The organism is Pseudomonas sp. P4795, from assembly GCF_048822895.1.
In the GTDB taxonomy this organism is placed as follows: domain Bacteria; phylum Pseudomonadota; class Gammaproteobacteria; order Pseudomonadales; family Pseudomonadaceae; genus Aquipseudomonas.
The window spans coordinates 360,764-385,089 of record NZ_JBMFBT010000005.1 but is presented as its reverse complement, the minus strand read 5'-3'; the positions used below and the strand labels follow the sequence as shown (position 1 = coordinate 385,089).

Here is a 24,326-nt window from a genome sequence, read left to right as displayed (position 1 = left end):
ATCATGGCTGTCAGCAACGATCGTGCAAGCAACAAACCGTTGATCGAAAGGCGTTCGATCGACTACATCCCGGAAGCGGAAAGACACGGTCGTCTGTTCAGCCAGTTCACCCTGTGGATGGGCGCAAACCTGCAAATCACCGCGATTGTCACCGGGGCCTTGGCCGTAGTGCTGGGCGGTGATGTGTTCTGGTCGTTGATCGGTCTGTTGATCGGTCAAGTGCTCGGCGGTGGGGTAATGGCGTTGCATGCGGCGCAAGGGCCGAAGCTCGGTCTGCCGCAGATGATTTCCAGCCGCGTGCAGTTTGGCGTGTATGGCGCGGCGATCCCGATCGTGCTGGTGTGCCTGATGTACCTCGGCTTTACGGCCACCGGTACGGTGCTTTCCGGGCAGGCGCTGGGCCAGTTGTTTGGTGTCAGCGACAGCGTCGGCATCCTGATTTTCGCCAGTGTCATCGTGCTGGTCACGGTGCTCGGTTATCGGGTGATCCACTGGATTGGCCGGGTTGCCAGTGTCGTCGGTGTGATCGCCTTTGTGTATCTGTTCTACCGTCTGATGAGCCAGACCGACGTTGGCGCACTCCTGCAGATCCGCCACTTCAGCTGGAGCAGTTTCCTGCTGGCGGTGTCGCTTGCGGCCTCGTGGCAAATCGCTTTCGGCCCTTACGTGGCTGACTATTCGCGTTACCTGCCGAGCAAGACTTCCTCGGTGAAAACCTTCTTTGCCGCTGGCGCCGGTTCGGTGATTGGCGCGCAAGTGGCGATGATCCTCGGCGTGTTTGCGGCGGCCTCGGCCAACGGCCAATTTGCCGGGCATGAAGTGGCCTACATCGTCGGTCTGGGCGGGACCGGTGCCACCGCTGCGCTGCTGTATTTCAGCATTGCGTTCGGCAAGGTCACCATCTCGACGCTGAACTCCTACGGCAGCTTCATGTGCATTGCGACCATCATCAGTGGTTTTCGTGGTGAGCTGAAAGTCACGCGCATGCAGCGTCTGGTGTTCGTGCTGGTAATCGTCGGTGCGGCGACCCTGATGGCGCTGCTCGGGCAGCACTCGTTCCTCGGTGCGTTCAAGTCTTTCATCCTGTTCCTGCTGGCGTTCTTCACGCCATGGAGCGCGATCAATCTGGTCGATTACTACTGCATCACCCGCGAGCGCTATGACGTACCGGCGCTGGCCGATCCGAACGGTCGCTACGGCCGCTGGAACCTGCTGGGTATCAGCATCTATGTGTTCGGCGTGCTGGTGCAGTTGCCGTTCATCTCCAGCAAGTTCTACACCGGCCCGCTGGTGGCGGCGCTGGGCGATGTAGACATCTCGTGGATCATCGGTCTGGTGGTGCCCGCCGCGCTGTATTACGTGTGTGCGAAAAAATGGCACGGCTCGGTACCTGATCAACTGATTCTGCCGGTCGAACAGAACAGCGTTGCACAACCAACAACAAGTGGGGCCACTCGCGCTGCGGCGCAGGCCTGATCTGGACGTGGACAGGGCTGGATGCCTCTTGACTGCCGTAAGCCAATTCATGATTAGGAGCGTCACGACAATGAAATCGAACAAGACCCTGCTGACCACATTGCTGTCCATGGGCCTGCTGGCCAGCGCCGGCGCCACTCAGGCTGCCGGCTGGTGCGAGTCCGGCAAACCGGTGAAATTTGCCGGGCTGAACTGGGAAAGCGGCATGCTGCTGACCGACGTCCTGCAAGTGGTGCTGGAGAAAGGCTACGGCTGCAAGACCGACAGCCTGCCGGGCAATTCCATCACCATGGAAAACGCCTTGAGCAGCAACGACATTCAGATTTTTGCCGAAGAGTGGGTCGGCCGCAGCGAGGTCTGGAACAAGGCCGAGAAGGCCGGAAAAGTCATCGGTGTCGGCGCGCCGGTGGTGGGCGCAGTCGAAGGCTGGTACGTGCCGCGCTACGTGATCGAAGGCGACGCCAAGCGCAAGCTCGAAGCCAAGGCGCCAGACCTGAAAAATATTGCTGACCTGGCCAAGTATTCCGCCGTGTTCAAAGACGCCGAAGAACCGGCCAAGGGCCGCTTCTACAACTGCCCGGCCGGCTGGACCTGCGAACTCGACAACAGCGAAATGTTGAAAAGCTACGGTCTGGAAAACAGCTACACCAACTTCCGTCCCGGCACCGGTCCGGCGCTGGATGCGGCGGTGCTGTCGAGCTACAAACGTGGCGAGCCGATCCTTTTCTACTACTGGACGCCAACCCCGCTGATGGGCCAGATCGATGCGGTCAAACTCGAAGAAAAACCGGGCGTCGACAAGCGCGTGACGATCAAGGTCGGCCTGTCCAAGACCTTCCACGAGCAAGCCCCGGAACTGGTGGCCGTGCTGGAAAAGGTCAACCTGCCAATCGACCTGTTGAACCAGAATCTGGGACGCATGGCCAAGGAGCGCATCGAGTCGCCGAAACTGGCGAAAATCTTCCTCAAGGAACATCCTGAAGTCTGGCATGCGTGGGTCAGCGAAGACGCTGCCAAGAAAATCGACGCGGCGCTGTAGGTCGAATTCCTCCCGGCCAACCGAGAGGCGGGCCGGGGTGTTCGCCGCAATCGCTTGATTGAGTTTCCTGATTGAGAGCCGCTTATGTTTCCCGAGAGCTTTACCTTTTCCATCGCCGACTGGGTCAACGGTTGGGTCGATGCGCTGGTCACCAACTACGGCGATGTGTTCCGGCAGATCTCCGACACGCTGCTGTGGGCCATCGTCAATCTTGAAGGCCTGCTGCGCGCCGCCCCTTGGTGGTTGATGCTCGCGATTGTTGGCGGCGTTGCCTGGCACGCCACCCGCAAGGTCGTGACCACGGGGGTGATCGTCGGTCTGTTGTTCCTGGTGGGCGCGGTCGGCTTGTGGGACAAGCTGATGCAGACGCTGGCGCTGATGATGGTCGCGACTGTCATTTCGGTGCTGATCGGCATCCCGCTGGGGATCCTCTCGGCGCGCAGCAATCGCCTGCGTTCGGTGCTGATGCCGCTGCTCGACATCATGCAGACCATGCCGAGTTTCGTGTACCTGATTCCGGTGCTGATGCTCTTCGGTCTGGGCAAAGTCCCGGCGATTTTCGCCACGGTGATCTACGCCGCGCCGCCGCTGATTCGTCTGACCGATCTGGGCATCCGCCAGGTCGACGGTGAAGTCATGGAAGCGATCAACGCGTTCGGCGCCAATCGCTGGCAGCAGCTGTTCGGCGTGCAACTGCCGCTGGCCCTGCCGAGCATCATGGCCGGGATCAATCAGACCACCATGATGGCCCTGTCGATGGTGGTCATCGCGTCGATGATCGGCGCCCGTGGCCTGGGTGAAGATGTGTTGGTGGGGATTCAGACCCTCAACGTCGGACGCGGGCTTGAGGCCGGTCTGGCGATCGTGATTCTCGCAGTGGTCATCGACCGCATTACTCAGGCGTACGGTCGGCCACGGCATGAGGTGAGCAAATGAACAACGCAACCGTGAGCAAGATCGAAGTCAAAAACGTCTTCAAGATTTTCGGCAATCGCTCGAAAGAAGCGCTTGGCATGATTGGCCAGGGCAAGACCAAGGATCAGGTGCTGAGTGAAACCGGTTGTGTGGTCGGCGTGAATGACCTGTCGCTGAGCATCGGCACTGGCGAGATTTTTGTGATCATGGGCCTGTCCGGCTCGGGCAAATCGACGCTGGTGCGACACTTCAATCGCCTGATCGACCCGACCAGCGGCGCGATCCTGGTGGACGGCGTGGACATCCTGCAATACGACATGCAAGCCCTGCGCGAATTTCGCCGGCACAAGATCAGCATGGTGTTCCAGAGCTTCGGCCTGTTGCCGCACAAGAGCGTGCTGGACAACGTTGCCTACGGCCTGAAAGTGCGCGGCGAGAGCAAGCAGCTGTGTGCCGAACGAGCGCTGCACTGGATCAACACCGTCGGCCTCAAGGGCTACGAAAACAAATACCCGCATCAACTCTCTGGCGGCATGCGTCAGCGTGTCGGTCTGGCTCGCGCATTGGCGGCGGACACCGACATCATTCTGATGGACGAAGCCTTCAGCGCCCTCGATCCGCTGATCCGCGCCGAGATGCAGGACCAGTTGCTTGAGCTGCAAAAGACCCTGCACAAAACCATCGTGTTCATCACTCACGACCTCGACGAGGCGGTGCGTATCGGCAATCGCATTGCGATCCTCAAGGATGGGCGGCTGATTCAGGTCGGCACACCGAAAGAGATCCTGCACTCGCCGGCGGATGAGTATGTCGACCGGTTCGTGCAGCGGCGTGCGGCAGTGGTTTAGCAGATTTTGTGGTGAGGCTGCCGGCCCCTTCGCGAGCAAGCTCGCTCCCACAATTGGAATGCGGGCCACTGTGGGAGCGAGCTTGCTCGCGAAGGGGCCGGTCAAGCTGCATCAATATTACGGTTGAGGTTGAAGATGTCCCAGGCTGAAAAAATCGTGATCACTGGCGACCATTTGCGTTGGCAGGACGTGGTCGCCGTCGCCCGCCACAGCGCGCCACTCGAGCTGTCGGCGCAGAGTTGGGCGCGTATCGATAACGCGCAGGCCATCGTCCAGCGCATCGTCACCAGTGGCGAACGCGCTTACGGCGTCAACACCGGTCTCGGTGCGTTGTGCAACGTGTCGCTGAAAGATGAACAACTCAGCCAACTCTCGCGCAATACCTTGCTCAGCCACGCCTGCGGCGTCGGCCCGGTGCTGCCGGATGAGCAGACCCGCGCAATCATCTGCGCGGCGATCCGCAACTACAGCCACGGCAAATCCGGCATCCATCGGCAAGTGGTCGAAGCGCTGCTGGCACTGCTCAATCGCGGCATCACCCCGCAGGTGCCAGTGCAAGGTTCGGTCGGTTACCTGACGCACATGGCGCACATCGGCATCGCGCTGTTGGGCGTGGGCAATGTCAGCTATCGCGGGCAGATAATTCCCGCGCAACAGGCACTGGCCGAAGAAGGTCTGCAACCGGTGCAGCTCGGCGCAAAGGACGGCTTGTGTCTGGTCAACGGCACGCCGTGCATGTCCGGCCTCAGCTGTCTGGCGATTGCCGATGCCACGCGCCTGCTGCAATGGGCCGACGTGATCGGCGCCATGAGTTTCGAAGCGCAACGCGGACAGATTGCCGCGTTCGATGCCGAGATCATCGCGCTCAAGCCGCATCCGGGCATGCAGCAGGTCGGCATCAATTTGCGCACATTGCTTGATCGCAGTGAAGTGATTGAATCGAGCAAAGGCATTCGCACCCAGGATGCGCTGAGCATTCGTTCGATTCCGCAAGTGCACGGCGCTGCGCGCGATCAACTCGAACACGCGATCAAGCAAGTTGAAACCGAACTTAACGGCTGCACCGACAACCCGTTGCTGCTCGGTACGCCGGAGGATTTCCGGGTGATGTCCCAAGCCAATCCGCACGGTCAATCGGTGGCGCTGGCGGCGGATCTGCTGGCCATCGCTATGGCTGAAATCGGCTCGATTGCCGAACGGCGACTGGATCGTCTGATCAACCCGCACGTCAGCGGTCTGCCGGCGTTTCTGGTGGCCAATCCGGGAGTCAATTCCGGGATGATGATCGTGCAAAACGTCGCCGCATCGCTGTGCGCGGAAAACCGCCAGTTGGCGCAACCGGCGGTGCTCGACAACTACGTCACCTCGGGCTTGCAGGAAGACCATCTGAGCATGGGCACCAACGCCGCGCTGAAGCTGCATCGTGCGCTGGAAAACTGCACGCAGATCCTTGCGATCGAGTATTTGCTGGCGGCGCAGGCGTTTGAGTTTCTGAAAGAACAGCGCTTCGGCGCGGGCACCGATATCGCGTGGCGACTGCTGCGGGAAAAGGTCCCGGCTTACGATCAGGATCGTTGGCTGGCACCGGATATCGCCGCCGCCGCAAGCCTTTTGAAAGATCCGCATCTGTTGCATCACGCGTTACCGAATTTGCACTGAAAACTATCTACGCCAGCGTGCCAAGGCGCGGCTCCCCAAAAGGGCAGACGCGACGGACAACGGACATCTCCGGAGCGTCTGGCGAGTTAACAATAAACTCTCAAAAGGAGCACAAAATGACTGCGCTGAACCTGATCCCCGGCCAACTGAGCCTGGCCCAACTGCGTGAGATCTATCACCACCCGGTCAAGCTGACCCTCGACAACAGCGCCTCGGCGCAGATCGAAGCCAGCGTCGCCTGTGTCGAGCAGATCCTCGCCGAGAACCGCACCGCGTACGGCATCAACACCGGTTTCGGTCTGCTCGCTTCGACGCGCATCGCCAGCGAAGACCTGGAAAACCTGCAGCGTTCGCTGGTGCTGTCGCACGCCGCTGGCGTCGGCCAGCCGATCAGCGATGAGCTGGTGCGCCTGGTGATGGTGCTCAAGGTCAACAGCCTCAGCCGTGGTTTTTCCGGCATCCGCCGCGTGGTGATCGATGCGCTGATTGCGCTGATCAACGCCGAGGTTTATCCGCACATTCCGTTGAAAGGTTCGGTCGGTGCTTCCGGCGATCTGGCGCCATTGGCGCATATGTCGCTGGTACTGCTGGGCGAGGGCAAGGCGCGTTACAAGGGCGAGTGGCTGGAAGCGACTGAAGCGCTGAAAGTCGCCGGTCTGACCCCGCTGACCCTGGCCGCGAAAGAAGGTCTGGCGCTGCTCAATGGCACGCAGGTTTCCACTGCTTATGCGCTGCGTGGTCTGTTTGAAGGTGAAGACCTGTTTGCGGGCGCCATCGCACTGGGCGGTCTGACGGTCGAAGCAGTGCTCGGTTCGCGCTCGCCGTTCGACGTGCGCATCCACGCGGCGCGTGGCCAGAAAGGTCAGATCGACGCAGCGGCTGCTTACCGCGATCTGCTCGGTGAGCGCAGTGAAGTCTCCGACTCGCACCAGAACTGCGACAAGGTGCAAGACCCGTACTCCCTGCGCTGCCAGCCACAAGTCATGGGCGCCTGCCTGACTCAGTTGCGTCAGGCCGCTGAAGTGCTGGTGGTCGAAGCCAACGCGGTGTCGGATAACCCGCTGGTGTTCGCTGCCGAGGGCGATGTGATTTCCGGCGGTAATTTCCACGCCGAACCGGTGGCCATGGCCGCTGACAACATGGCGCTGGCCATTGCCGAAATCGGCTCGCTGAGCGAGCGCCGCATTTCGCTGATGATGGACAAGCACATGTCGCAACTGCCGCCGTTCCTGGTGGCGAATGGCGGTGTGAATTCCGGTTTCATGATTGCCCAGGTGACGGCTGCTGCGCTGGCTAGCGAGAACAAGGCGCTGTCCCATCCCCATTCGGTCGACAGCCTGCCGACATCGGCGAATCAGGAAGACCATGTTTCGATGGCGCCGGCGGCCGGCAAGCGCTTGTGGGAAATGGCTGAAAACACCCGCGGGATTCTCGCGGTGGAGTGGCTGGCAGCGGCGCAGGGACTGGATCTGCGTGGAGGTTTGAAGACCTCGGTAAAACTGGAAAAGGCTCGGGCAATTCTGCGTAAGGAAGTGCCGTTTTACGAGAAAGACCGGTTTTTTGCGCCGGACATCAATGCGGCGACCGAGTTGTTGGCTTCGCGCGTTCTGACTGAACTGGTCCCGGCGAAGTTGCTGCCGAGCCTGTGACGGCCTCTTCGCGAGCAAGCTCGCTCCCACAGTTGAAATGCGTTCCTCTGTGGGAGCGAGCTTGCTCGCGAATCGATTTTGAACAAGACGAGGATTTGGGATGAAAACCCTCTGGCAACACTGCCACGTCGCAACCATGGCACACGGCGTCTACTCGATCATCGAGGATGCGGCCATCGTGACTTCCGGTGAGCTTATCCAGTGGATCGGTCCGCGCAATGAACTGCCGTCGGGCGAATACCCGGCCGTCACCGATCTGCAAGGCGCGTGGGTTACCCCCGGTCTGATCGACTGCCACACCCACACCGTATTCGGCGGCAATCGCAGCGGCGAGTTCGAAAAGCGTCTGCAAGGCGTCAGCTATGCGGAAATCGCAGCGGCCGGTGGCGGCATTGCCAGCACCGTGCGCGCCACCCGTGAAGCGAGCGAAGACGAGCTGTTCGCCAGCGCCGCCAAACGCCTGAAAAGCCTGATGCGCGACGGCGTGACCACGGTCGAAATAAAATCCGGCTACGGTCTGGATCTGGCCAACGAACGCAAGATCCTGCGCGTCATCCGGCGCCTCGCCGACGAACTGCCAATCAGCGTACGTAGCACCTGCCTCGCTGCGCACGCATTGCCGCCGGAATACGCCGATCGCGCCGACGCTTACATCGAGCACATCTGCACTGAAATGCTGCCGGCCCTCGCCGCTGAAGGTTTGGTCGATGCGGTGGATGCTTTCTGCGAGTACCTGGCGTTTTCGCCAGAGCAGGTCGAGCGTGTGTTTATCGCTGCACAAAAACTCGGTCTGCCGGTAAAACTGCACGCCGAACAACTGTCGTCGTTGCACGGCTCCAGCCTCGCCGCGCGCTATAAGGCGTTGTCCGCCGATCATCTGGAATTCATGGACGAAGCCGATGCCATCGCCATGGCCGCAGCCGATACCGTCGCGGTGTTGCTGCCGGGCGCGTTCTATTTCCTGCGCGAAACTCAACTGCCGCCGATGGACGCCCTGCGCAAACACAAGGTGAAGATCGCCATCGCCAGCGACCTCAACCCCGGCACCTCGCCAGCGCTGTCGTTGCGCCTGATGCTCAACATGGCGTGCACCTGTTTTCGCATGACGCCGGAAGAAGCCCTGGCTGGCGCGACCATTCATGCGGCGCAAGCGCTGGGCATGGCCGAGACCCATGGTTCGCTGGAAGTCGGCAAGGTTGCGGATTTTGTCGCCTGGCAGATCGACCGGCCGGCGGATCTGGCGTATTGGCTGGGTGGTGAACTGGACAAACGCGTCGTGCGTCACGGCGTTGAATCAAGTCTGTAGGAGAGTGGTTGTGGATAAGGTTCTGAATTTCAAACAAGGTCGCGTGCCGCTGCTGATCAGCATGCCTCACGCCGGTTTGCGTCTGACGCCGGTGGTCGAGGCCGGGTTGATCGCCGATGCGAAAAGCCTGCCGGACACTGATTGGCATATTCCCCAGCTGTATGACTTCGCCGCTGAACTGGGCGCAAGTACGCTGGCCGGCGAATATTCGCGCTTTGTCATCGATCTGAACCGGCCTTCCGACGATAAGCCGATGTACGTCGGCGCGACCACCGGTCTGTACCCGGCGACGTTGTTTGACGGCATTCCTCTGTTCCGCGAAGGGCTGGAGCCGTCCAAAGAAGAGCGCGCGACCTATCTGGAGCAGATCTGGACGCCCTATCACCGCACCTTGCAGCAAGAGCTGGCGCGGATGAAAGCCGAGTTCGGTTACGCGCTGTTGTTCGATGCGCATTCGATCCGCTCGATCATCCCGCACCTGTTCGACGGCAAACTGCCGGATTTCAACCTCGGCACTTTCAACGGCGCGAGTTGCGATCCGCAGTTGGCCAAGCAGTTGGAAGCTATTTGCGCCCAACACGGCGAATACAGCCATGTGCTGAACGGGCGGTTCAAGGGCGGGCACATCACCCGGCATTACGGTAATCCGGCACAGAACATCCACGCGGTGCAACTGGAGCTTGGCCAGTGCACGTATATGGAAGAGTTCGAACCGTTCCGCTATCGGCCTGATCTGGCGGAGCCGACGCGAGTAGTCCTCAAGCAATTGCTGGAAGCCTTCCTGGCGTGGGGCCAAACCCATCACACCGCATAACCCGTGCGGGAGACGACCTTTGTGGCGAGGGAGCTTGCTCCCGCTGGGCTGCGAAGCAGCCCCATAACATTCTGCGACGGCTGCGCCGCCGAGCGGGAGCAAGCTCCCTCGCCACAGGTTTTGATTCGATCCGGGGCATGCTCATTGACGTAAATCGGGTTTATGATGCCGGACGGCAGAATAATACAAGTCCCCCCAGGGATGACCCGACCCCTTACGGAGCGCGCAATGCAGACTTTGTTTCCGCAGATCAAACCTCACGCACGGCACGATCTGGCCGTCGACGGCACCCATACCCTGTACGTCGACGAAAGCGGTTCACCGGAAGGCTTGCCGGTGGTGTTCATCCACGGCGGCCCCGGCGCCGGTTGCGACGCACAGAGCCGGCGGTATTTCGATCCGAACCTGTATCGCATTGTCACCTTCGACCAGCGCGGCTGCGGACGCTCCACCCCGCACGCCAGCCTGGAAAACAACACCACCTGGGATCTGGTCGCCGACCTTGAGCGCATTCGCAAACACCTGGGCATCGACAAATGGGTGCTGTTCGGCGGTTCCTGGGGTTCGACCCTGGCGCTGGCTTACGCGCAAACCCATCCGGAACGCGTGCATGGTCTGATCCTGCGTGGGATCTTTCTCTGCCGTCCGCAGGAAATCGAGTGGTTCTATCAGGCCGGTGCCAGCCGTCTGTTCCCCGATTACTGGCAGGACTACATCGCGCCGATCCCGCAGGACGAGCGCGGTGATCTGCTCAGCGCTTTCCACAAACGTCTGACCGGCAACGACCAGATCGCGCAGATGCACGCGGCCAAAGCGTGGTCGACGTGGGAAGGGCGCACCGCAACCCTGCGCCCGAATCCGCTGGTGGTCGATCGTTTCTCCGAACCGCAGCGCGCCTTGTCGATTGCGCGGATCGAATGCCATTACTTCACCAACAACGCGTTCCTCGAGCCGAATCAGCTGATTCGCGACATGGGCAAGATCGCCCACCTGCCGGGCGTGATCATTCACGGCCGCTACGACGTGATCTGCCCGCTCGATAATGCCTGGGAATTGCATCAGGCATGGCCGAACAGCGAGCTGCAGGTTATTCGCGACGCCGGCCACGCCGCGTCCGAACCGGGCATCACCGACGCACTGGTGCGCGCGGCCGGCCAGATGGCCCAACGCCTGCTCGATCTGCCGCCCGAAGAAGCATGAAGGGTTTGTTGCAGCGCGTGAAAGGCGCGCGGGTCGAAGTGGCGGGCGAAGTGGTTGGCGCGGTGGATCAGGGTTTGTTGGTACTGGTGGCTGTCGAACCCGACGACACGCGCGCCAGCGCCGACAAACTTCTGCATAAACTGCTTAACTATCGAGTGTTCAGTGACGCCGACGGCAAGATGAATCTGTCCTTGGCGGACGTCGATGGCGGGTTGCTGCTGGTCTCTCAGTTCACCCTGGCTGCCGACACCAAAAGCGGGTTGCGCCCGAGTTTTTCGACCGCCGCCCCTCCGGTCCTGGGCGAGGAATTATTCGACTATCTATTAACCAAAGCGAAACAGGTGCATGGCACTGTGGCATCAGGTAGATTCGGCGCGGATATGCAGGTGCATCTGGTCAACGATGGCCCGGTAACCTTCCTGTTACAGACGTGAAAGCGCTTGAAACATCTTTTTAAAGGCTTTTCGACTGAAAACAGGGTTTTTTCGCGATAAATACTTTGTTACCCCTGATGCGTTGTCATGCGGGCTACTAGATAATCGCGAGCATGGGGATCAGCGTCCGCTGTATCCGTTTTGACTTAGGTAGAGACTTGTCCGGATCCGATTGGGGAATCATTTTGCCCTGCCGGAGTCGGAACAATGCTCGCCAACCTGGCATATAGATAGCTGGCCGTTGGTTTTTTGATCTGTTTTCGGCGAGGGTTGCTCGTGATTGTTAGTCCCTGTAATGCACCAAAATTGTCTGCCAAACGCTTGCGAAGTGCTCTGGTAGCGGGCTCGGCACTCCTGTGCCTGCTCAGCGCCGGCCAGCTTTGGGCATTCAATCTCGACGATGTGTCGGTCAAGGCTAAAGAGCTGGCCGGGCAGAAATTCGAAGCCCCGCGCAGTAACCTGCCGAACGAATTCCGCGAAATGAAATTCGCGGATTATCAGAAAATTCGTTTCCGCACTGAAAAAGCCGAATGGGCTGATCAGAAAACCCCGTTCAAGCTGTCCTTCTATCACCAGGGCATGCACTTCGATACGCCGGTGAAAATCAACGAAATCACTGCGAATACCGTCGAAGAGATCAAATACGATCCGGCGCGTTTCGATTTCGGCGATCTGAAATTCGATCCTAAAGCCACTGAGCAACTGGGCTATGCCGGTTTCCGTGTGCTGTACCCGATCAACAAGGCTGACAAGCAAGACGAAATCATGACCATGCTCGGCGCGAGTTATTTCCGCGTCGTCGGCAAGGGTCACACTTACGGTCTGTCGGCCCGTGGCCTGGCGATCGATACCGCTTTGCCGTCCGGTGAAGAATTCCCGCGTTTTCGCGAGTTCTGGATTCAGCAGCCGAAGCCGGGTGACAAGCACCTGGTGATCTTCGCCCTGCTCGATTCGCCGCGTGCTACCGGTGCTTATCGCCTCACTCTGCGTCCGGGCAGCGACACGATTGTCGACGTCAAAGGCCAGATGTACCTGCGTGACAAGGTTGGCAAGCTCGGCATCGCGCCGCTGACCAGCATGTTCCTGTTCGGCGCCAACCAGCCGTCGAAAGTCCTCAACTACCGTCGTGAACTGCACGACTCCAGCGGTCTGTCGATCCATGCCGGCAACGGCGAGTGGATCTGGCGTCCACTGAACAACCCTAAACACCTGGCCGTCAGCCAGTTCAGCGTCGAGAACCCGCGTGGTTTCGGTCTGCTGCAACGTGGCCGCGACTTCAGCCACTACGAAGACCTCGACGACCGCTACGACAAACGTCCAAGCGCGTGGATCGAGCCGAAGGGCGACTGGGGCAAGGGTACCGTCGAACTGGTTGAAATTCCGACCGCTGACGAAACCAACGACAACATCGTTGCGTTCTGGAACCCGGAAAAACTGCCGGAGCCAGGCCAGCCGCTGGACTTTGCCTATCGCATGCACTGGACCATCGACGAAGCAGCACTTCACGCGCCGGACAGCGCCTGGGTCGAGCAGACTCTGCGTTCCACCGGTGATGTGAAGCAGTCGAACCTGATCCGTCAGCCGGATGGCAGCGTTGCCTATCTGGTGGATTTCATGGGTCCATCCCTGGCCGCACTGGCTCCGGATGCAGACGTGCGCAGCCAGGTCAGCGTCGGTGACAACGCCGAGCTGGTCGAGAACAGCGTGCGTTACAACCCGGAAACCAAGGGCTGGCGCCTGACCCTGCGGATGAAGATCAAGGATCCGAGCAAGTCCACCGAGATGCGTGCGGCACTGGCGCAAAACGTGGTGCCGGCTGATCTGGCCAAGACTTCGCTGCCGACCTCCAATTCGTCGGTCGCCAAAGCTGACAAGGTCGCCGCCAAGCAACAAGAGAAACTCGACAAGGAAGCCAAGGCAGCCGAGGCCAAACAGGCCGACGCCAAGCCAGCCGCAGATGCCAAGGACAAGGCCAACAAAGACGCCAAGCAGCCAGTCGCTGCGGACGCGGCCCCAGCCACACCGGAATCGGCGTCGACTGAAGAAGTCCTGACCGAGACCTGGAGCTATCAGTTGCCTGCCGATGAGTAATTCTCAAGTACAGCCAGAGACTCTGTCCGAGTATCTGGCGCATCTGCCGATGACCGACGAGCAGCGCGCGGAACTCGCGGGCTGCCAGTCGTTCAGCGAGCTGCATGAACGCCTGTCGTCGAAAACCTTCGACGCTCCGACCGAGGCCGCCCAGGCTTCGGTGGGCAAGCGCCTGACGCTGAGCACTGCCGAAGAATTGCAGGACGCGGAAATGCTGGTGCTCGACGCCAGCGGCCGTGTTTGCCTCAAGGCTACGCCGCCGATTCGTCGGACCAAGGTTGTGCCAGAGCCGTGGCGCACCAACATTCTGGTGCGTGGCTGGCGTCGCCTGACCGGCCGCACCAACCCGCCACAGCCGCCGAAGGACGAAAACGTCCTGCCGGCAGCGCGCTGGCGTACGGTCGGTTCGATCCGTCGCTACATTCTGCTGGTGCTGATGCTCGGCCAGACCATCGTCGCTGGCTGGTACATGAAAGGCATCATGCCGTATCAGGGCTGGTCGTTCGTTGATCTCGACGAAGTCCTGCACCAGCCGCTGCTGCAGACCGTCACGCAAGTGCTGCCGTATGCGCTGCAAACCAGCATCCTGATTCTGTTCGGGATCTTGTTTTGCTGGGTGTCGGCCGGTTTCTGGACGGCGCTGATGGGCTTCCTCGAGTTGCTCACCGGTCACGACAAGTACCGCATCTCGGGCAAAAGCGCCGGCAACGAGCCGATTGCCAAAGACGCGCGTACCGCACTGGTCATGCCGATCTGCAACGAAGACGTGCCGCGCGTTTTCGCCGGTCTGCGTGCGACGTTCGAGTCGGTCGCTGCCACGGGTGATCTGGATCGCTTCGACTTCTTCGTGCTCAGCGACAGTAACGACAGCGACATCTGCGTTGCCGAGCAACAAGCCTGGCTGGACGTCTGCCGCGAAGCCAAGGGTTTCGGCAAGATCTTCTATCGTCGCCGCCGTCGCCGTGTAAAACGCAAGAGCGGTAACCTCGACGACTTCTGCCGTCGCTGGGGTGGTGACTACAAGTACATGGTCGTGCTCGACGCTGACTCGGTGATGAGCGGCGAATGCCTGACCAGTCTGGTGCGCTTGATGGAAGCCACGCCGGACGCCGGGATCATCCAGACCGCGCCACGTGCGTCGGGCATGGACACCCTGTATGCGCGCATGCAACAGTTTGCGACCCGCGTTTACGGCCCGCTGTTTACCGCCGGTCTGCACTTCTGGCAGTTGGGCGAATCCCACTACTGGGGTCACAACGCGATCATCCGCATGAAGCCGTTCATCGAGCACTGCGCCCTGGCGCCGTTGCCGGGTAAAGGCGCTTTCGCCGGGGCGATTCTGTCCCACGACTTCGTTGAAGCCGCGCTGATGCGTCGTGCCGGTTGGGGCGTGTGGATTGCCTACGACTTGCCGGGCAGCTACGAAGAACTGCCGCCGAACCTGCTCGACGAACTCAAGCGCGACCGTCGCTGGTGCCACGGCAACCTGATGAACTTCCGGCTGTTCCTGGTCAAAGGCATGCACCCGGTGCACCGCGCGGTGTTCCTGACCGGCGTGATGTCTTACCTGTCGGCGCCGCTGTGGTTCTTCTTCCTGGTGTTGTCGACCGCGCTGCTGGCGGTGAACACGCTGATGGAGCCGCAGTACTTCCTCGAACCACGTCAGCTCTATCCGCTGTGGCCACAATGGCACCCGGACAAAGCGATTGCGCTGTTCTCGACGACCATCGTGCTGCTGTTCCTGCCGAAACTATTGAGCATCATCCTGATCTGGGCCAAGGGCGCGAAAGAGTTCGGCGGCAAGTTCAAGGTGACTCTGTCGATGCTGCTGGAGATGTTGTTCTCCATGCTGCTGGCGCCGGTGCGCATGATCTTCCACACCCGTTTCGTACTGGCCGCGTTCCTCGGCTGGGCCGCGACGTGGAACTCGCCACAGCGTGACGACGACTCGACACCATGGAGCGAAGCGGTCAAACGCCACGGTCCACAGACACTGCTGGGCTTCTTCTGGGCGCTGCTGGTGATCTGGCTGAACCCGAGCTTCCTGTGGTGGCTGGTGCCGATCGTCGGTTCGCTGATGCTGTCGATTCCGGTGTCGGTGATTTCCAGCCGTGTTGGTCTGGGCCTCAAGTCGCGTGACGAGAGCCTGTTCCTCATCCCCGAGGAATACAATCCGCCACAGGCGCTGCTGGCGACCGATCAGTACACCCACGAAAACCGTTGGCATGCACTCAACGACGGCTTCGTCCGCGCGGTGGTCGATCCACAGCAGAACGCCTTGGCGTGCTCGCTGGCGACCTCGCGTCATGGTCAGGCTGAACCGATCGAGTGGCTGCGCCAGGAGCGCGTACGTCACGCGATCAAGGTCGGCCCGGTCGGGTTGAACAACCATGATCGTCTGCAACTGCTGAGCGATCCGGTGGCTCTGGCGCGCTTGCACGAGATCGTCTGGAGCGAAGGCCATGCCGAGTGGCTGGACGCATGGCGGGCTTCGGTGAAAGCCGATCCGCATGCGCCGTTGCGGCCGTTGAGTCTTGAGGCTCAACCGGCCTGATGAAAAAACCCCGCGAAAGCGGGTTTTTTTTGTGCTGAGCAAAAGAGCCCCTCACCCTAGCCCTCCCGAAACGTCGGACCGCCCGGAGGGAGAGGGGACTGACCGGGGGATGCTTCAGAGATACGCCGACCTGATCTAGCGGTGTTGAATCCATAATCGACTCGACATTTCAGGTCGATGTAGAGCGTAAGGCAACTCGGTCGGCTCCCTCTCCCTCGGGGAGAGGGCTGGGGTGAGGGTCAGTTCTTGATTGTTAAACAAATCGTCCATTAAACCTTGTGCAAAAAATCGAGTGCGTTAGCATCCGTCCCCGAATTGGCGCGCCCGGGCTTTTTGGCCCATCTCTGTCGGTTTTCGCGCCGCAAACGCAATGGTTTTGGGGACTTGAAGATGAAGAAGTATCTGTCGATGCTGCTGGTCGGCGTCACGGCACTGGTTGCAGTCAATGCGGCACAGGCCGGCGCAATCGATGACGCGGTCAAGCGCGGTACGTTGAAAGTCGGCATGGACCCGACCTACATGCCGTTCGAGATGACCAACAAGCGTGGCGAAATCATCGGTTTCGAAGTCGACCTCCTCAAAGCCATGTCCAAAGCCATGGGCGTCAAGCTGGAGCTGGTCTCCACCGGTTACGACGGGATCATCCCGGCCCTGCTGACCGACAAGTTCGACATGATCGGCAGCGGCATGACCCTGACCCAGGAGCGCAACCTGCGCCTGAACTTCAGCGAACCGTTCATCGTGGTCGGCCAGACCCTGCTGATCCGCAAGGAACTGGAAGGCACCATCAAGTCGTATAAAGACCTGAACACCGCCGATTACCGCATCACCTCCAAGCTCGGCACCACCGGTGAGATGGTCGCCAAGAAGCTGATCTCCAAAGCCAAGTACCACGGCTATGACAACGAGCAGGAAGCGGTACTCGACGTGGTCAACGGCAAGGCCGACGCCTTCATCTACGACGCGCCGTACAACGTTGTGGCGGTGAACAAGGTCGGGGCCGGCAAACTGGTATTCCTCGACAAGCCGTTCACCTACGAGCCGCTGGCTTTTGGTTTGAAGAAGGGTGATTACGACAGCCTCAACTTCATCAATAACTTCCTGCACCAGATCCACGAAGACGGCACCTACGATCGCATCCATGACAAGTGGTTCAAGAGCACCGAGTGGCTCAAGGACATGGAATAACTCGGTCGCATAGACCGAGTCGCCCCAATCGCTGGCAAGCCAGCTCCCACAGGGATTTAGGTGAACACAAATTTTGTGTCCGGCACTAGACCTGTGGGAGCTGGCTTGCCAGCGATGGCGGCCTCCCAGGCGACACAGAATTCGGAACCTGCAAACCCAATGAAACAGAAAAAAGCCCAATGGCCCTGGCATGTGCTGACCGTGCTGGTGCTGATCGGCCTGGCCGGCGCGCTGTATTACGCCACGTCGCTGATGTCCTACGAATGGCGCTGGAACCGTGTGCCGCAGTACTTCGCCTATCAGGCCGAGGAGACCCAGCGCGCCAGTGACATTTCCACTGTCAGCCAACTGGTGCGCAAGGGCGGCACCGCTGAAGTCACCCTGCGCAACGACGCCGGTGACGAGCAGCACCTGACCGTCGACGAGAACAGCCTGGCATTCGCTCAGGGCGATGATGTGGCCGAAGGCGACGTCGTGGGTGTTACCCGGCATTGGGCGGCAGGGCCGCTGTTGTGGGGGCTGTGGACGACGTTGTGGCTGTCGGTGGTGTCCGGAGTACTCGGGCTGCTGATCGGTCTGGCTACCGGGTTGTGCCGGTTGTCGAGCAACCCGACCCTGCGCGACCTGTCGACGATCTACGTCGAACTGGTGCGCGGCACGCCGTTGCTGGTGCAGATTTTCATTTTTTACTTCTTCATCGGCACGGTGATGAACCTGTCCCGCGAGTTCGCCGGGATCGCTGCGCTGTCGCTGTTCACTGGCGCCTACGTGGCCGAGATTATTCGCTCCGGCGTGCAATCGATAGCCCGTGGCCAGAACGAAGCAGCGCGTTCGCTGGGCCTGAGTTCGGGTCAGTCGATGCGTCACGTGGTGTTGCCGCAAGCGCTCAAGCGCGTGCTGCCGCCGCTGGCCGGGCAGTTCATCAGTCTGGTCAAGGACACCTCGCTGGTGTCGGTGATCGCCATCACCGAGCTGCTGAAAAGCGGCCGTGAAGTCATCACCACCTCGTTTTCGCCGTTCGAGATTCTGTTCTGCGTTGCCGGCCTGTACCTGTTGATCAACCTGCCGCTGTCGAAAATCGCCAGCCGGCTTGAGCGGAGGCTCGCGCAAAGTGATTGAAGTCCGCGATCTGGTAAAAGTCTTCGACACTCGCGGCCAAGTCGTCCGTGCGGTGGATAACGTCAGCACCCAAGTGGCCAAGGGCGAAGTGCTGGTGGTGATCGGCCCGTCGGGTTCCGGCAAGTCGACCTTCCTGCGCTGCCTGAATGGTCTGGAGGAATTCGATTCCGGCTCGGTGAGCATCGACGGCCTGCAACTGGCCGACCCGAAAACCGACGTCAACGCCTATCGCCGTGAAGTCGGCATGGTGTTCCAGCATTTCAATCTGTTCCCGCACATGACCGTGCTGGAAAACCTCTGCCTGGCGCAAAAAGTCGTGCGCAAGCGCGGCCAGAAGGAAAGCGAAGCCAAGGCCTTGGCGTTGCTGGAGAAGGTCGGCATTGCGCAGAAGGCTCGCGAGTATCCGTCACGGCTTTCCGGTGGTCAGCAGCAGCGTGTGGCGATTGCCCGGGCGTTGGCGATGGACCCGAAAGTCATGCTGTTCGATGAGCCGACCTCGGCACTCGACCCGGAAATGGTCGGCGAAGTGCTGGACGTGATGAAGAACCCGGCCGTGGAAGGCATGACCATGGTCTGCGTGACCCACGAGATGGGCTTCGCGCGGGAAGTGGCGGATAGGGTGCTGTTCTTCGATCACGGTAAATTGCTGGAGGATGCTTCCCCGGCCGAGTTCTTCGATGCACCGAAGGATCCGCGCGCTCAGGCCTTCTTGCGCCAAGTCCTGTAACTGCGGCGCTCTTTCGGACGCCATCGCTGGCAAGCCAGCTCCCACAGGAGTTCGGTTGTATACACAGTTTGTGAACGACGGAAAACCCTATGGGAGCTGGCTTGCCAGCGATAGCTTCACCTCGGTCCAAAGCGAACCGAGGTGGGTGAATCACCTCAAACCTTGAACCGCCCCACCAGCGTCTGCAGATGCGTACCGAGTCGCGCCAGCTCAACGCTGGACGCCGCCGTCTCTTCACTCGCCGCTGACGTCTGATCCGACACATCGCGTACGTTCAGGATGCTGCGGTTGATCTCCTCCGCCACCGCGCTCTGCTGTTCAGCCGCAGCAGCGATCTGTTGATTCATCGCCTGAATCGCCGAAACGGTGCGCGTGATGTTTTCCAGCGAGCCACCGGCACGGCGGGTCAGCTCCACGCTGCTCTGGGTCAGCGTGCGACTGTTGTCCATGATCGTCGCCACTTGCTGGGTGCCGTTCTGCAGGCCGACAATCAGCTCTTCAATCTCTTCAGTCGACTTCTGCGTACGCTGCGCGAGGCTACGTACTTCATCTGCAACCACGGCAAAACCACGTCCGGCCTCGCCTGCGCGGGCGGCTTCGATGGCAGCGTTGAGCGCCAGCAGGTTGGTTTGTTGAGCGACGGATTTGATCACGTCGAGCACGCTGCCGATCTTGTCGCTCTCGCGCTTCAGCTCGCCCATGGCCTCGGTGGAGTGGCCGACTTCGGTCGCCAGACGTTCGATCTGCGCGATGGCTTCACCAACTACCTTGTCACCTTCGCGCGCCTGTTGATCGGCAGCTACGGCGGCCTCGGAAGCTTCCTCGGCATTGCGCGCGACTTCCTGCACGGTAGCGGCCATTTCGTTCATGGCGGTGGCGACCTGGTCGGTCTCGATCTTCTGATTGTTCACCCCGGCACTTGTCTGCTCGGTCACCGCTGAGAGTTCTTCGGCAGCGCTGGCGATTTGCGTGACGCCGTCGCTGATGCCACCGATCAGCTCACGCAGGCCTTGGGTCATGCTCTGCATCGAACGTTGCAGTTGACCAAGTTCGTCGCGGCGCAGGGACACCAGGTTGTGCGTCAGGTCGCCAGCCGCCACGCGTTCGGCGACTTTCAGGGTCTGGGTCAGCGGAATAATGATCTGCCGGGTGATCGCCCAAGCGGCCAGCAAACCAAACGCAAGGGCCAATACGGTGGCGATCAGCAGCATGTTCTTGGCGTGAGCCGCGTCAGTGTCGCGCACGATGGTTTGCGAGGCGGTGAGCTTTTTGCTGACGTCAATCAGGATGTCGCCCTGCGCCGCCATGCGTGCGAGAGCCTTGGCATTGATCACTTGCGAGTCGCGGAACTGGCCGACCGCCGCGCGATACGCCTTGAGCGAATCGGCCGCCTGTTGCAGGTTGGCGATGTGTTGCTCAGGCAGTTTGGCCGGCAGGCTTTCGAGATTGTTCAGGGCGTTGGCGATGGCATCGAGCGCCGGTTGCTCGGCTTCGGCCTTACCGCTGTAGGTGTAGCCGCGAACCTGATAGCGCGCTTGCTGCAACAATTTGCTCAGCTCGATCACGCTATTGAATTGCGCAACGCTTTCACCTTGCAGCAGGGATTTCTCGACTTCACTCACCCTGGCTACGGCGTTATCAGCGCTGGCGCCGAGCTTGCTGCGCGCATCTTCACGCTGCACGGTGGCCTGAGTCATGTCGGCGAAGGCGCGTTTGTATTCTGCGACCGCTGCCAGTTGTTGATCGACCATCGCCACATCGGCTGGTTGCTCGATCATGTTGCGCGCGTTCTGCAGGCCGCTGTCGAGTTTGCCGAGCAGGTCGTTGACCGCGCCGGGGCCTTGTTCGCCGCGGCGCGCGTCGTAGTCGACACGGGCCAGACGCAGGTCCTTGGTCAGCTCATTCAGGCTCGAGATGAAACCGAGCTTGTCGCCACGGCTGATGATGCCGCTCATACCGGTCCAGCCGGTGAAGGTAATCAACAGCGTCAGCAACAGCACCAGGCCGAAACCGATGCCCAGCTTGCGTTTGACGCTGACGTTTCCAAGACTTTCGGCTAACCAACGGTACATGCGACGACTCCCCTCGGACCACTAATTGGACTTATGGGGAATGTATCGGCTGAGTGATGGCAATCTAAAGGCGCCGTCGGTCATTTGTGGCGAGGGAGCTTGCTCCCGCTTGGGCGCGAAGCGGCCATCGCTTTCCTTCAGATGACTATGCATTCGCCTGATTTGCGACGGCTGCGCCGCCGAGCGGGAGCAAGCTCCCTCGCCACAGATGTTTGGTGGCGAGTTTAGAACAGGCGCGCGAGCAGGGCGGTGACGGCGGTTTCGACCCGCAGAATGCGCTCGCCGAGTTGCACCGGTTGCAGGCCGGACTTGCCCAGCAGGTCGATTTCGTATGGAATCCAGCCGCCCTCCGGGCCGATGGCCAGGGTCACCGGTTCACTCAGCGCGCGCGGGCAGGGCGGGAAGTTGCCGGGATGGCCGACCAGCCCCAAGGTGCCTTCGCTGATCGCGGGCAGGCGATCTTCGACGAACGGCTTGAAGCGTTTCTCGATGATGATTTCCGGCAGCACGGTATCGCGGGCCTGTTCGAGGCCGAGGATCAGTTGTTCGCGGATCGCCTCGGCTTCAAGAAACGGCGTTTGCCAGAAGCTCTTCTCGACGCGGTAGCTATTGACCAGAATCACCCGTGGCACACCCATGGTCGCCACGGTTTGAAATACACGTCGCAGCATCTTCGGGCGGGGCAGCGCCAATACCAGCGTCAACGGCAGCTTGGCCGGCGGAGGTTGATCAAGGGTGACGCGCAGTTCCGCTTCGCCGGGTTCAAGACGCAGCAGTTCGGCGGTTCCCATCAAGCCGCCAATGCGCCCGACCCGCATGCTGTCGCCGACTTCCGAGCGATGCACTTCCTGCATATGCGTCAGACGGCGGTCACGCAACACGACGCGGTCGGCCGCGATGAAATCGGCTTCTTCGAGCAACAGCAGGTTCATGCCTGGGTCGCTGGCGGCTGGTCGTTGTGATCGTCGGCAGGCGTTTCGTCCGGGCGTTCGCGTTTGCTGATCAAGCCACCGAAAATGATGCCGATTTCAAACAGCATCCACATCGGCACGGCCAGCAGGGTCTGCGAGAAAATGTCCGGCGGGGTCAGGATCATACCGACCACGAAGCAGCCGATGATCACGTACGGGCGGATTTTCTTCAGGTAAACGACGTCGACCACACCGATCCACACCAACAGCACCACGGCCACCGGAATCTCGAACGCTACGCCGAAGGCGAAGAACAGCGTCATGACGAAATCGAGGTAGCTGGCGATGTCGGTCATCATTTCCACGCCGGCCGGGGTGGCAGCGGCGAAGAACTTGAAGATCAGCGGGAATACGAAGTAATAGGCGAAGGCCATGCCGGTGTAGAACAGCAGAATGCTCGAAACCAGCAGCGGCACCGCAATGCGCTTCTCATGCTTGTACAGGCCCGGCGCGATGAAGCCCCAGATCTGATGCAGGATCACCGGGATCGCCAGGAACAGCGAGACCATCATCGTCAACTTCAACGGCGTCAAGAACGGCGACGACACGTCTGTAGCGATCATCGTCGCGCCGACCGGCAGGTACTGGCGCAGCGGCGTCGAGACGAAGGTGTAGATCTGCTGGGTGAAGGCGAACAGCCCGGCGAAGATGATGAAGATCGCCGCGACGCAACGCAGCAGGCGGGTGCGCAACTCGGTGAGGTGCGATACCAGCGGCATGTGCTGGTCGTTTTCGGGGAGATCGCTCATGGGGCTCGCGGCGGCAATGTTGGGTCGTGAGGGGCCGGCGCTGTTGGCGCGGCGGCTGGAGCAAGGTGTTCAACGGTCGTTGGCGCAACCACGGGTGCAGGTTCGGTAGCCGCCACAACCGGGGCGGGCGCATGAATCGTCTGCCCGCCCACGTGCTCAACCGGCGTCGGCTCTTGCTGAACCGGCTGGAAGATCTTCCGCGCCTCTTGCTCCAGCGACAGAATGTGCTCGTTGTGCAGTTGCCGGCGAATCTCGTCGGCACCGATCTCACGTTCAACTTCCTGCTTGATCGCGTTGAAGCTGCGCTTCAGCCGTCCGACCCACAGGCCAGCGGTGCGCGCAGCACCCGGCAGACGCTCGGGGCCCAGCACCAGCAGGGCCACGAGGCCGACGAGCAGCAGTTCAGAGAAGCTGATACCAAACATTAGTCAGTGCTCACACGTCTTTGCGGATCGGCTCTTCGACTTTCTGCGCCTGCACGTCGATGGTGTGCGGCGGGTTGGCCTGAGCGGTGGCTTGCGGCTGTACCGGCGGTACTGGCTGCGCAGGCGTGACGGTCGGATCGGCGGCCGGTTTTTCGTCGTCGTTCATGGCTTTGCGAAAGCCCTTGATCGACTCGCCGACGTCGGTGCCGAGGTTTTTCAGTTTCTTGGTGCCGAACACCAGCACCACGACAACCAGAATGACGACCCAGTGTTTCCAGTCAAAAATACCCATGTGGCTGTTCCTCTCTAAAAGTTGTTCAGGCGGACGGACGCGAAGCTTTCTCGACGTGTCCGGACAGGCCGAAGCGGCGATCCAGTTCATCCAGCACAGCCTGCGGATGCTGCCCCAGTTGGGCGAGCATGATCATGCTGTGAAACCACAAATCGGCGGTCTCGTAGATCACGTCGCTGCAGTCGCCGCTGATCGCGGCGTCCTTGGCGGCAATAATGGTTTCGACCGACTCTTCGCCGACTTTCTCCAGAATCTTGTTCAGACCCTTGTGATACAGGCTGGCGACGTACGAACTGTCAGCGGCCGCGCCCTTGCGCTCCTCAAGTACCTGAGCGAGGCGAGTCAGGGTGTCACTCATGTTTGTGTCCTGCGGAGTAAATGGCGTGCGGGTCTTTGAGTACCGGGTCGACGGTTTTCCAGTCGCCGTTTTCGAAGACACGGTAGAAGCAGCTTTGACGGCCGGTATGGCAAGCGATGTCGCCAATCTGTTCGACCATCAGGATGATCACGTCGGCGTCACAGTCCAGACGCATTTCATGCAGGGTCTGAACGTGGCCGGACTCTTCGCCCTTGCGCCACAGCTTGCCACGCGAACGTGACCAATAGATGGCACGGTTTTCTGCCGCGGTCAGCTCCAGGGCTTCGCGGTTCATCCAGGCCATCATCAATACGCGTCCGGTCTTGTGATCCTGGGCAATCGCCGGCACCAGGCCATCAGCGTCCCACTTGATCTCGTCCAGCCAGTTTTTCATCTTCGACTCCGACAGCGAGCCCCACACTTGAATTAGTCGGGCTCAG

Annotated in this window: 22 protein-coding genes; 15 read left to right on the top strand and 7 right to left on the bottom strand. The window is 60.6% G+C overall.

Going from position 1 to position 24,326, the window contains the following annotated elements:
* The first annotated feature begins 3 nt into the window (after nucleotides 1-3).
* From ACOI8A_RS16795 to ACOI8A_RS16725, 15 genes are all read left to right on the top strand, one after another.
* Nucleotides 4-1,476 (top strand): purine-cytosine permease family protein, encoded by a 1,473-nt coding sequence (locus ACOI8A_RS16795; RefSeq protein WP_420646860.1) that lies wholly within the window; start codon nucleotides 4-6, stop codon nucleotides 1,474-1,476.
* A 70-nt stretch (nucleotides 1,477-1,546) separates the two neighbouring features.
* Nucleotides 1,547-2,515, top strand: a complete 969-nt coding sequence (locus ACOI8A_RS16790) for an ABC transporter substrate-binding protein (protein ID WP_420646861.1) — start codon at nucleotides 1,547-1,549, stop codon at nucleotides 2,513-2,515.
* An 84-nt stretch (nucleotides 2,516-2,599) separates the two neighbouring features.
* Nucleotides 2,600-3,451: an ABC transporter permease gene (locus tag ACOI8A_RS16785; RefSeq protein WP_420646862.1), complete on the top strand. Its 852-nt coding sequence runs from the start codon at nucleotides 2,600-2,602 to the stop codon at nucleotides 3,449-3,451.
* Nucleotides 3,448-4,278, top strand: a complete 831-nt coding sequence (locus ACOI8A_RS16780; protein WP_420646863.1) for a quaternary amine ABC transporter ATP-binding protein — start codon at nucleotides 3,448-3,450, stop codon at nucleotides 4,276-4,278. Before ACOI8A_RS16785 ends, ACOI8A_RS16780 begins: the two co-directional genes overlap by 4 nt.
* A 135-nt stretch (nucleotides 4,279-4,413) precedes the next feature.
* Nucleotides 4,414-5,937, top strand: coding sequence for a histidine ammonia-lyase (gene hutH, locus ACOI8A_RS16775; RefSeq protein ID WP_420651276.1), 1,524 nt, complete (start codon nucleotides 4,414-4,416; stop codon nucleotides 5,935-5,937).
* Between the two features lie 116 nt (nucleotides 5,938-6,053).
* Nucleotides 6,054-7,586: a histidine ammonia-lyase gene (gene hutH, locus ACOI8A_RS16770; RefSeq protein ID WP_420646865.1), complete on the top strand. Its 1,533-nt coding sequence runs from the start codon at nucleotides 6,054-6,056 to the stop codon at nucleotides 7,584-7,586.
* Between the two features lie 100 nt (nucleotides 7,587-7,686).
* The gene (hutI, locus tag ACOI8A_RS16765; protein WP_420646866.1) at nucleotides 7,687-8,892 is read left to right on the top strand and encodes an imidazolonepropionase; all 1,206 of its coding nucleotides are present in this window, start codon (nucleotides 7,687-7,689) and stop codon (nucleotides 8,890-8,892) included.
* A 10-nt stretch (nucleotides 8,893-8,902) separates the two neighbouring features.
* Nucleotides 8,903-9,706: an N-formylglutamate deformylase gene (gene hutG / locus ACOI8A_RS16760; protein WP_420646867.1), complete on the top strand. Its 804-nt coding sequence runs from the start codon at nucleotides 8,903-8,905 to the stop codon at nucleotides 9,704-9,706.
* A 228-nt stretch (nucleotides 9,707-9,934) separates the two neighbouring features.
* Nucleotides 9,935-10,906, top strand: a complete 972-nt coding sequence (gene pip / locus ACOI8A_RS16755; protein WP_420646868.1) for a prolyl aminopeptidase — start codon at nucleotides 9,935-9,937, stop codon at nucleotides 10,904-10,906.
* Nucleotides 10,903-11,340 (top strand): D-aminoacyl-tRNA deacylase, encoded by a 438-nt coding sequence (gene dtd / locus ACOI8A_RS16750; RefSeq protein ID WP_420646869.1) that lies wholly within the window; start codon nucleotides 10,903-10,905, stop codon nucleotides 11,338-11,340. The genes pip and dtd overlap by 4 nt, the downstream gene beginning before the upstream one ends.
* 276 nt (nucleotides 11,341-11,616) lie before the next feature.
* On the top strand, nucleotides 11,617-13,431 hold the full coding sequence (locus tag ACOI8A_RS16745) for a glucan biosynthesis protein G (protein ID WP_420646870.1): 1,815 nt from the start codon (nucleotides 11,617-11,619) through the stop codon (nucleotides 13,429-13,431).
* Complete coding sequence (mdoH, locus tag ACOI8A_RS16740) at nucleotides 13,424-15,985, top strand: glucans biosynthesis glucosyltransferase MdoH (protein ID WP_420646871.1); 2,562 nt, start codon at nucleotides 13,424-13,426, stop codon at nucleotides 15,983-15,985. The genes ACOI8A_RS16745 and mdoH overlap by 8 nt, the downstream gene beginning before the upstream one ends.
* 390 nt (nucleotides 15,986-16,375) lie before the next feature.
* Entirely contained in the window at nucleotides 16,376-17,173 is a 798-nt protein-coding gene (locus tag ACOI8A_RS16735; RefSeq protein WP_420646872.1) for a transporter substrate-binding domain-containing protein, read from the top strand.
* Between the two features lie 159 nt (nucleotides 17,174-17,332).
* Nucleotides 17,333-18,292: an amino acid ABC transporter permease gene (locus ACOI8A_RS16730; RefSeq protein ID WP_420646873.1), complete on the top strand. Its 960-nt coding sequence runs from the start codon at nucleotides 17,333-17,335 to the stop codon at nucleotides 18,290-18,292.
* Nucleotides 18,285-19,019, top strand: a complete 735-nt coding sequence (locus ACOI8A_RS16725; RefSeq protein ID WP_420651277.1) for an amino acid ABC transporter ATP-binding protein — start codon at nucleotides 18,285-18,287, stop codon at nucleotides 19,017-19,019. The genes ACOI8A_RS16730 and ACOI8A_RS16725 overlap by 8 nt, the downstream gene beginning before the upstream one ends.
* Before the next feature lie 155 nt (nucleotides 19,020-19,174).
* Here ACOI8A_RS16725 and ACOI8A_RS16720 read toward each other — a convergent pair whose 3' ends face one another.
* The 7 genes from ACOI8A_RS16720 to hisI all read right to left on the bottom strand — a co-directional run bounded on the left by ACOI8A_RS16720 (nucleotide 19,175) and on the right by hisI (nucleotide 24,280).
* Nucleotides 19,175-21,091, bottom strand: a complete 1,917-nt coding sequence (locus ACOI8A_RS16720) for a methyl-accepting chemotaxis protein (RefSeq protein WP_420646875.1) — start codon at nucleotides 21,089-21,091, stop codon at nucleotides 19,175-19,177.
* Nucleotides 21,092-21,315: 224 nt separating this feature from the next.
* On the bottom strand, nucleotides 21,316-22,023 hold the full coding sequence (locus tag ACOI8A_RS16715) for a 16S rRNA (uracil(1498)-N(3))-methyltransferase (protein WP_420646876.1): 708 nt from the start codon (nucleotides 22,021-22,023) through the stop codon (nucleotides 21,316-21,318).
* Nucleotides 22,020-22,811, bottom strand: coding sequence for a twin-arginine translocase subunit TatC (gene tatC, locus ACOI8A_RS16710; RefSeq protein ID WP_420646877.1), 792 nt, complete (start codon nucleotides 22,809-22,811; stop codon nucleotides 22,020-22,022). Before tatC ends, ACOI8A_RS16715 begins: the two co-directional genes overlap by 4 nt.
* Nucleotides 22,808-23,236: a Sec-independent protein translocase protein TatB gene (gene tatB / locus ACOI8A_RS16705; protein WP_420646878.1), complete on the bottom strand. Its 429-nt coding sequence runs from the start codon at nucleotides 23,234-23,236 to the stop codon at nucleotides 22,808-22,810. Before tatB ends, tatC begins: the two co-directional genes overlap by 4 nt.
* A gap of 10 nt (nucleotides 23,237-23,246) precedes the next feature.
* The gene (locus ACOI8A_RS16700) at nucleotides 23,247-23,528 is read right to left on the bottom strand and encodes a twin-arginine translocase TatA/TatE family subunit (protein WP_095187470.1); all 282 of its coding nucleotides are present in this window, start codon (nucleotides 23,526-23,528) and stop codon (nucleotides 23,247-23,249) included.
* A gap of 25 nt (nucleotides 23,529-23,553) precedes the next feature.
* Complete coding sequence (locus ACOI8A_RS16695) at nucleotides 23,554-23,886, bottom strand: phosphoribosyl-ATP diphosphatase (protein WP_420646879.1); 333 nt, start codon at nucleotides 23,884-23,886, stop codon at nucleotides 23,554-23,556.
* Nucleotides 23,879-24,280: a phosphoribosyl-AMP cyclohydrolase gene (gene hisI / locus ACOI8A_RS16690; protein ID WP_007909357.1), complete on the bottom strand. Its 402-nt coding sequence runs from the start codon at nucleotides 24,278-24,280 to the stop codon at nucleotides 23,879-23,881. The genes ACOI8A_RS16695 and hisI overlap by 8 nt, the downstream gene beginning before the upstream one ends.
* Between the last annotated feature and the right edge of the window lie 46 nt (nucleotides 24,281-24,326).

Excerpts from the sequence above, each read along its gene's own strand:
- tatB (WP_420646878.1), bottom strand. The coding sequence starts at position 23,236 with ATGTTTGGTATCAGCTTCTCTGAACTGCTGCTCGTCGGCCTCGTGGCC.
- ACOI8A_RS16735 (WP_420646872.1), top strand. The coding sequence starts at position 16,376 with ATGAAGAAGTATCTGTCGATGCTGCTGGTCGGCGTCACGGCACTGGTT.
- pip (WP_420646868.1), top strand. The coding sequence starts at position 9,935 with ATGCAGACTTTGTTTCCGCAGATCAAACCTCACGCACGGCACGATCTG.
- hutI (WP_420646866.1), top strand. The coding sequence starts at position 7,687 with ATGAAAACCCTCTGGCAACACTGCCACGTCGCAACCATGGCACACGGC.
- ACOI8A_RS16730 (WP_420646873.1), top strand. The coding sequence starts at position 17,333 with ATGAAACAGAAAAAAGCCCAATGGCCCTGGCATGTGCTGACCGTGCTG.
- ACOI8A_RS16790 (WP_420646861.1), top strand. The coding sequence starts at position 1,547 with ATGAAATCGAACAAGACCCTGCTGACCACATTGCTGTCCATGGGCCTG.
- ACOI8A_RS16785 (WP_420646862.1), top strand. The coding sequence starts at position 2,600 with ATGTTTCCCGAGAGCTTTACCTTTTCCATCGCCGACTGGGTCAACGGT.
- hisI (WP_007909357.1), bottom strand. The coding sequence starts at position 24,280 with ATGAAAAACTGGCTGGACGAGATCAAGTGGGACGCTGATGGCCTGGTG.
- ACOI8A_RS16720 (WP_420646875.1), bottom strand. The coding sequence starts at position 21,091 with ATGTACCGTTGGTTAGCCGAAAGTCTTGGAAACGTCAGCGTCAAACGC.
- ACOI8A_RS16780 (WP_420646863.1), top strand. The coding sequence starts at position 3,448 with ATGAACAACGCAACCGTGAGCAAGATCGAAGTCAAAAACGTCTTCAAG.
- hutH (WP_420646865.1), top strand. The coding sequence starts at position 6,054 with ATGACTGCGCTGAACCTGATCCCCGGCCAACTGAGCCTGGCCCAACTG.
- ACOI8A_RS16795 (WP_420646860.1), top strand. The coding sequence starts at position 4 with ATGGCTGTCAGCAACGATCGTGCAAGCAACAAACCGTTGATCGAAAGG.
- ACOI8A_RS16700 (WP_095187470.1), bottom strand. The coding sequence starts at position 23,528 with ATGGGTATTTTTGACTGGAAACACTGGGTCGTCATTCTGGTTGTCGTG.
- mdoH (WP_420646871.1), top strand. The coding sequence starts at position 13,424 with ATGAGTAATTCTCAAGTACAGCCAGAGACTCTGTCCGAGTATCTGGCG.
- dtd (WP_420646869.1), top strand. The coding sequence starts at position 10,903 with ATGAAGGGTTTGTTGCAGCGCGTGAAAGGCGCGCGGGTCGAAGTGGCG.
- tatC (WP_420646877.1), bottom strand. The coding sequence starts at position 22,811 with ATGAGCGATCTCCCCGAAAACGACCAGCACATGCCGCTGGTATCGCAC.
- hutH (WP_420651276.1), top strand. The coding sequence starts at position 4,414 with ATGTCCCAGGCTGAAAAAATCGTGATCACTGGCGACCATTTGCGTTGG.
- ACOI8A_RS16695 (WP_420646879.1), bottom strand. The coding sequence starts at position 23,886 with ATGAGTGACACCCTGACTCGCCTCGCTCAGGTACTTGAGGAGCGCAAG.
- ACOI8A_RS16715 (WP_420646876.1), bottom strand. The coding sequence starts at position 22,023 with ATGAACCTGCTGTTGCTCGAAGAAGCCGATTTCATCGCGGCCGACCGC.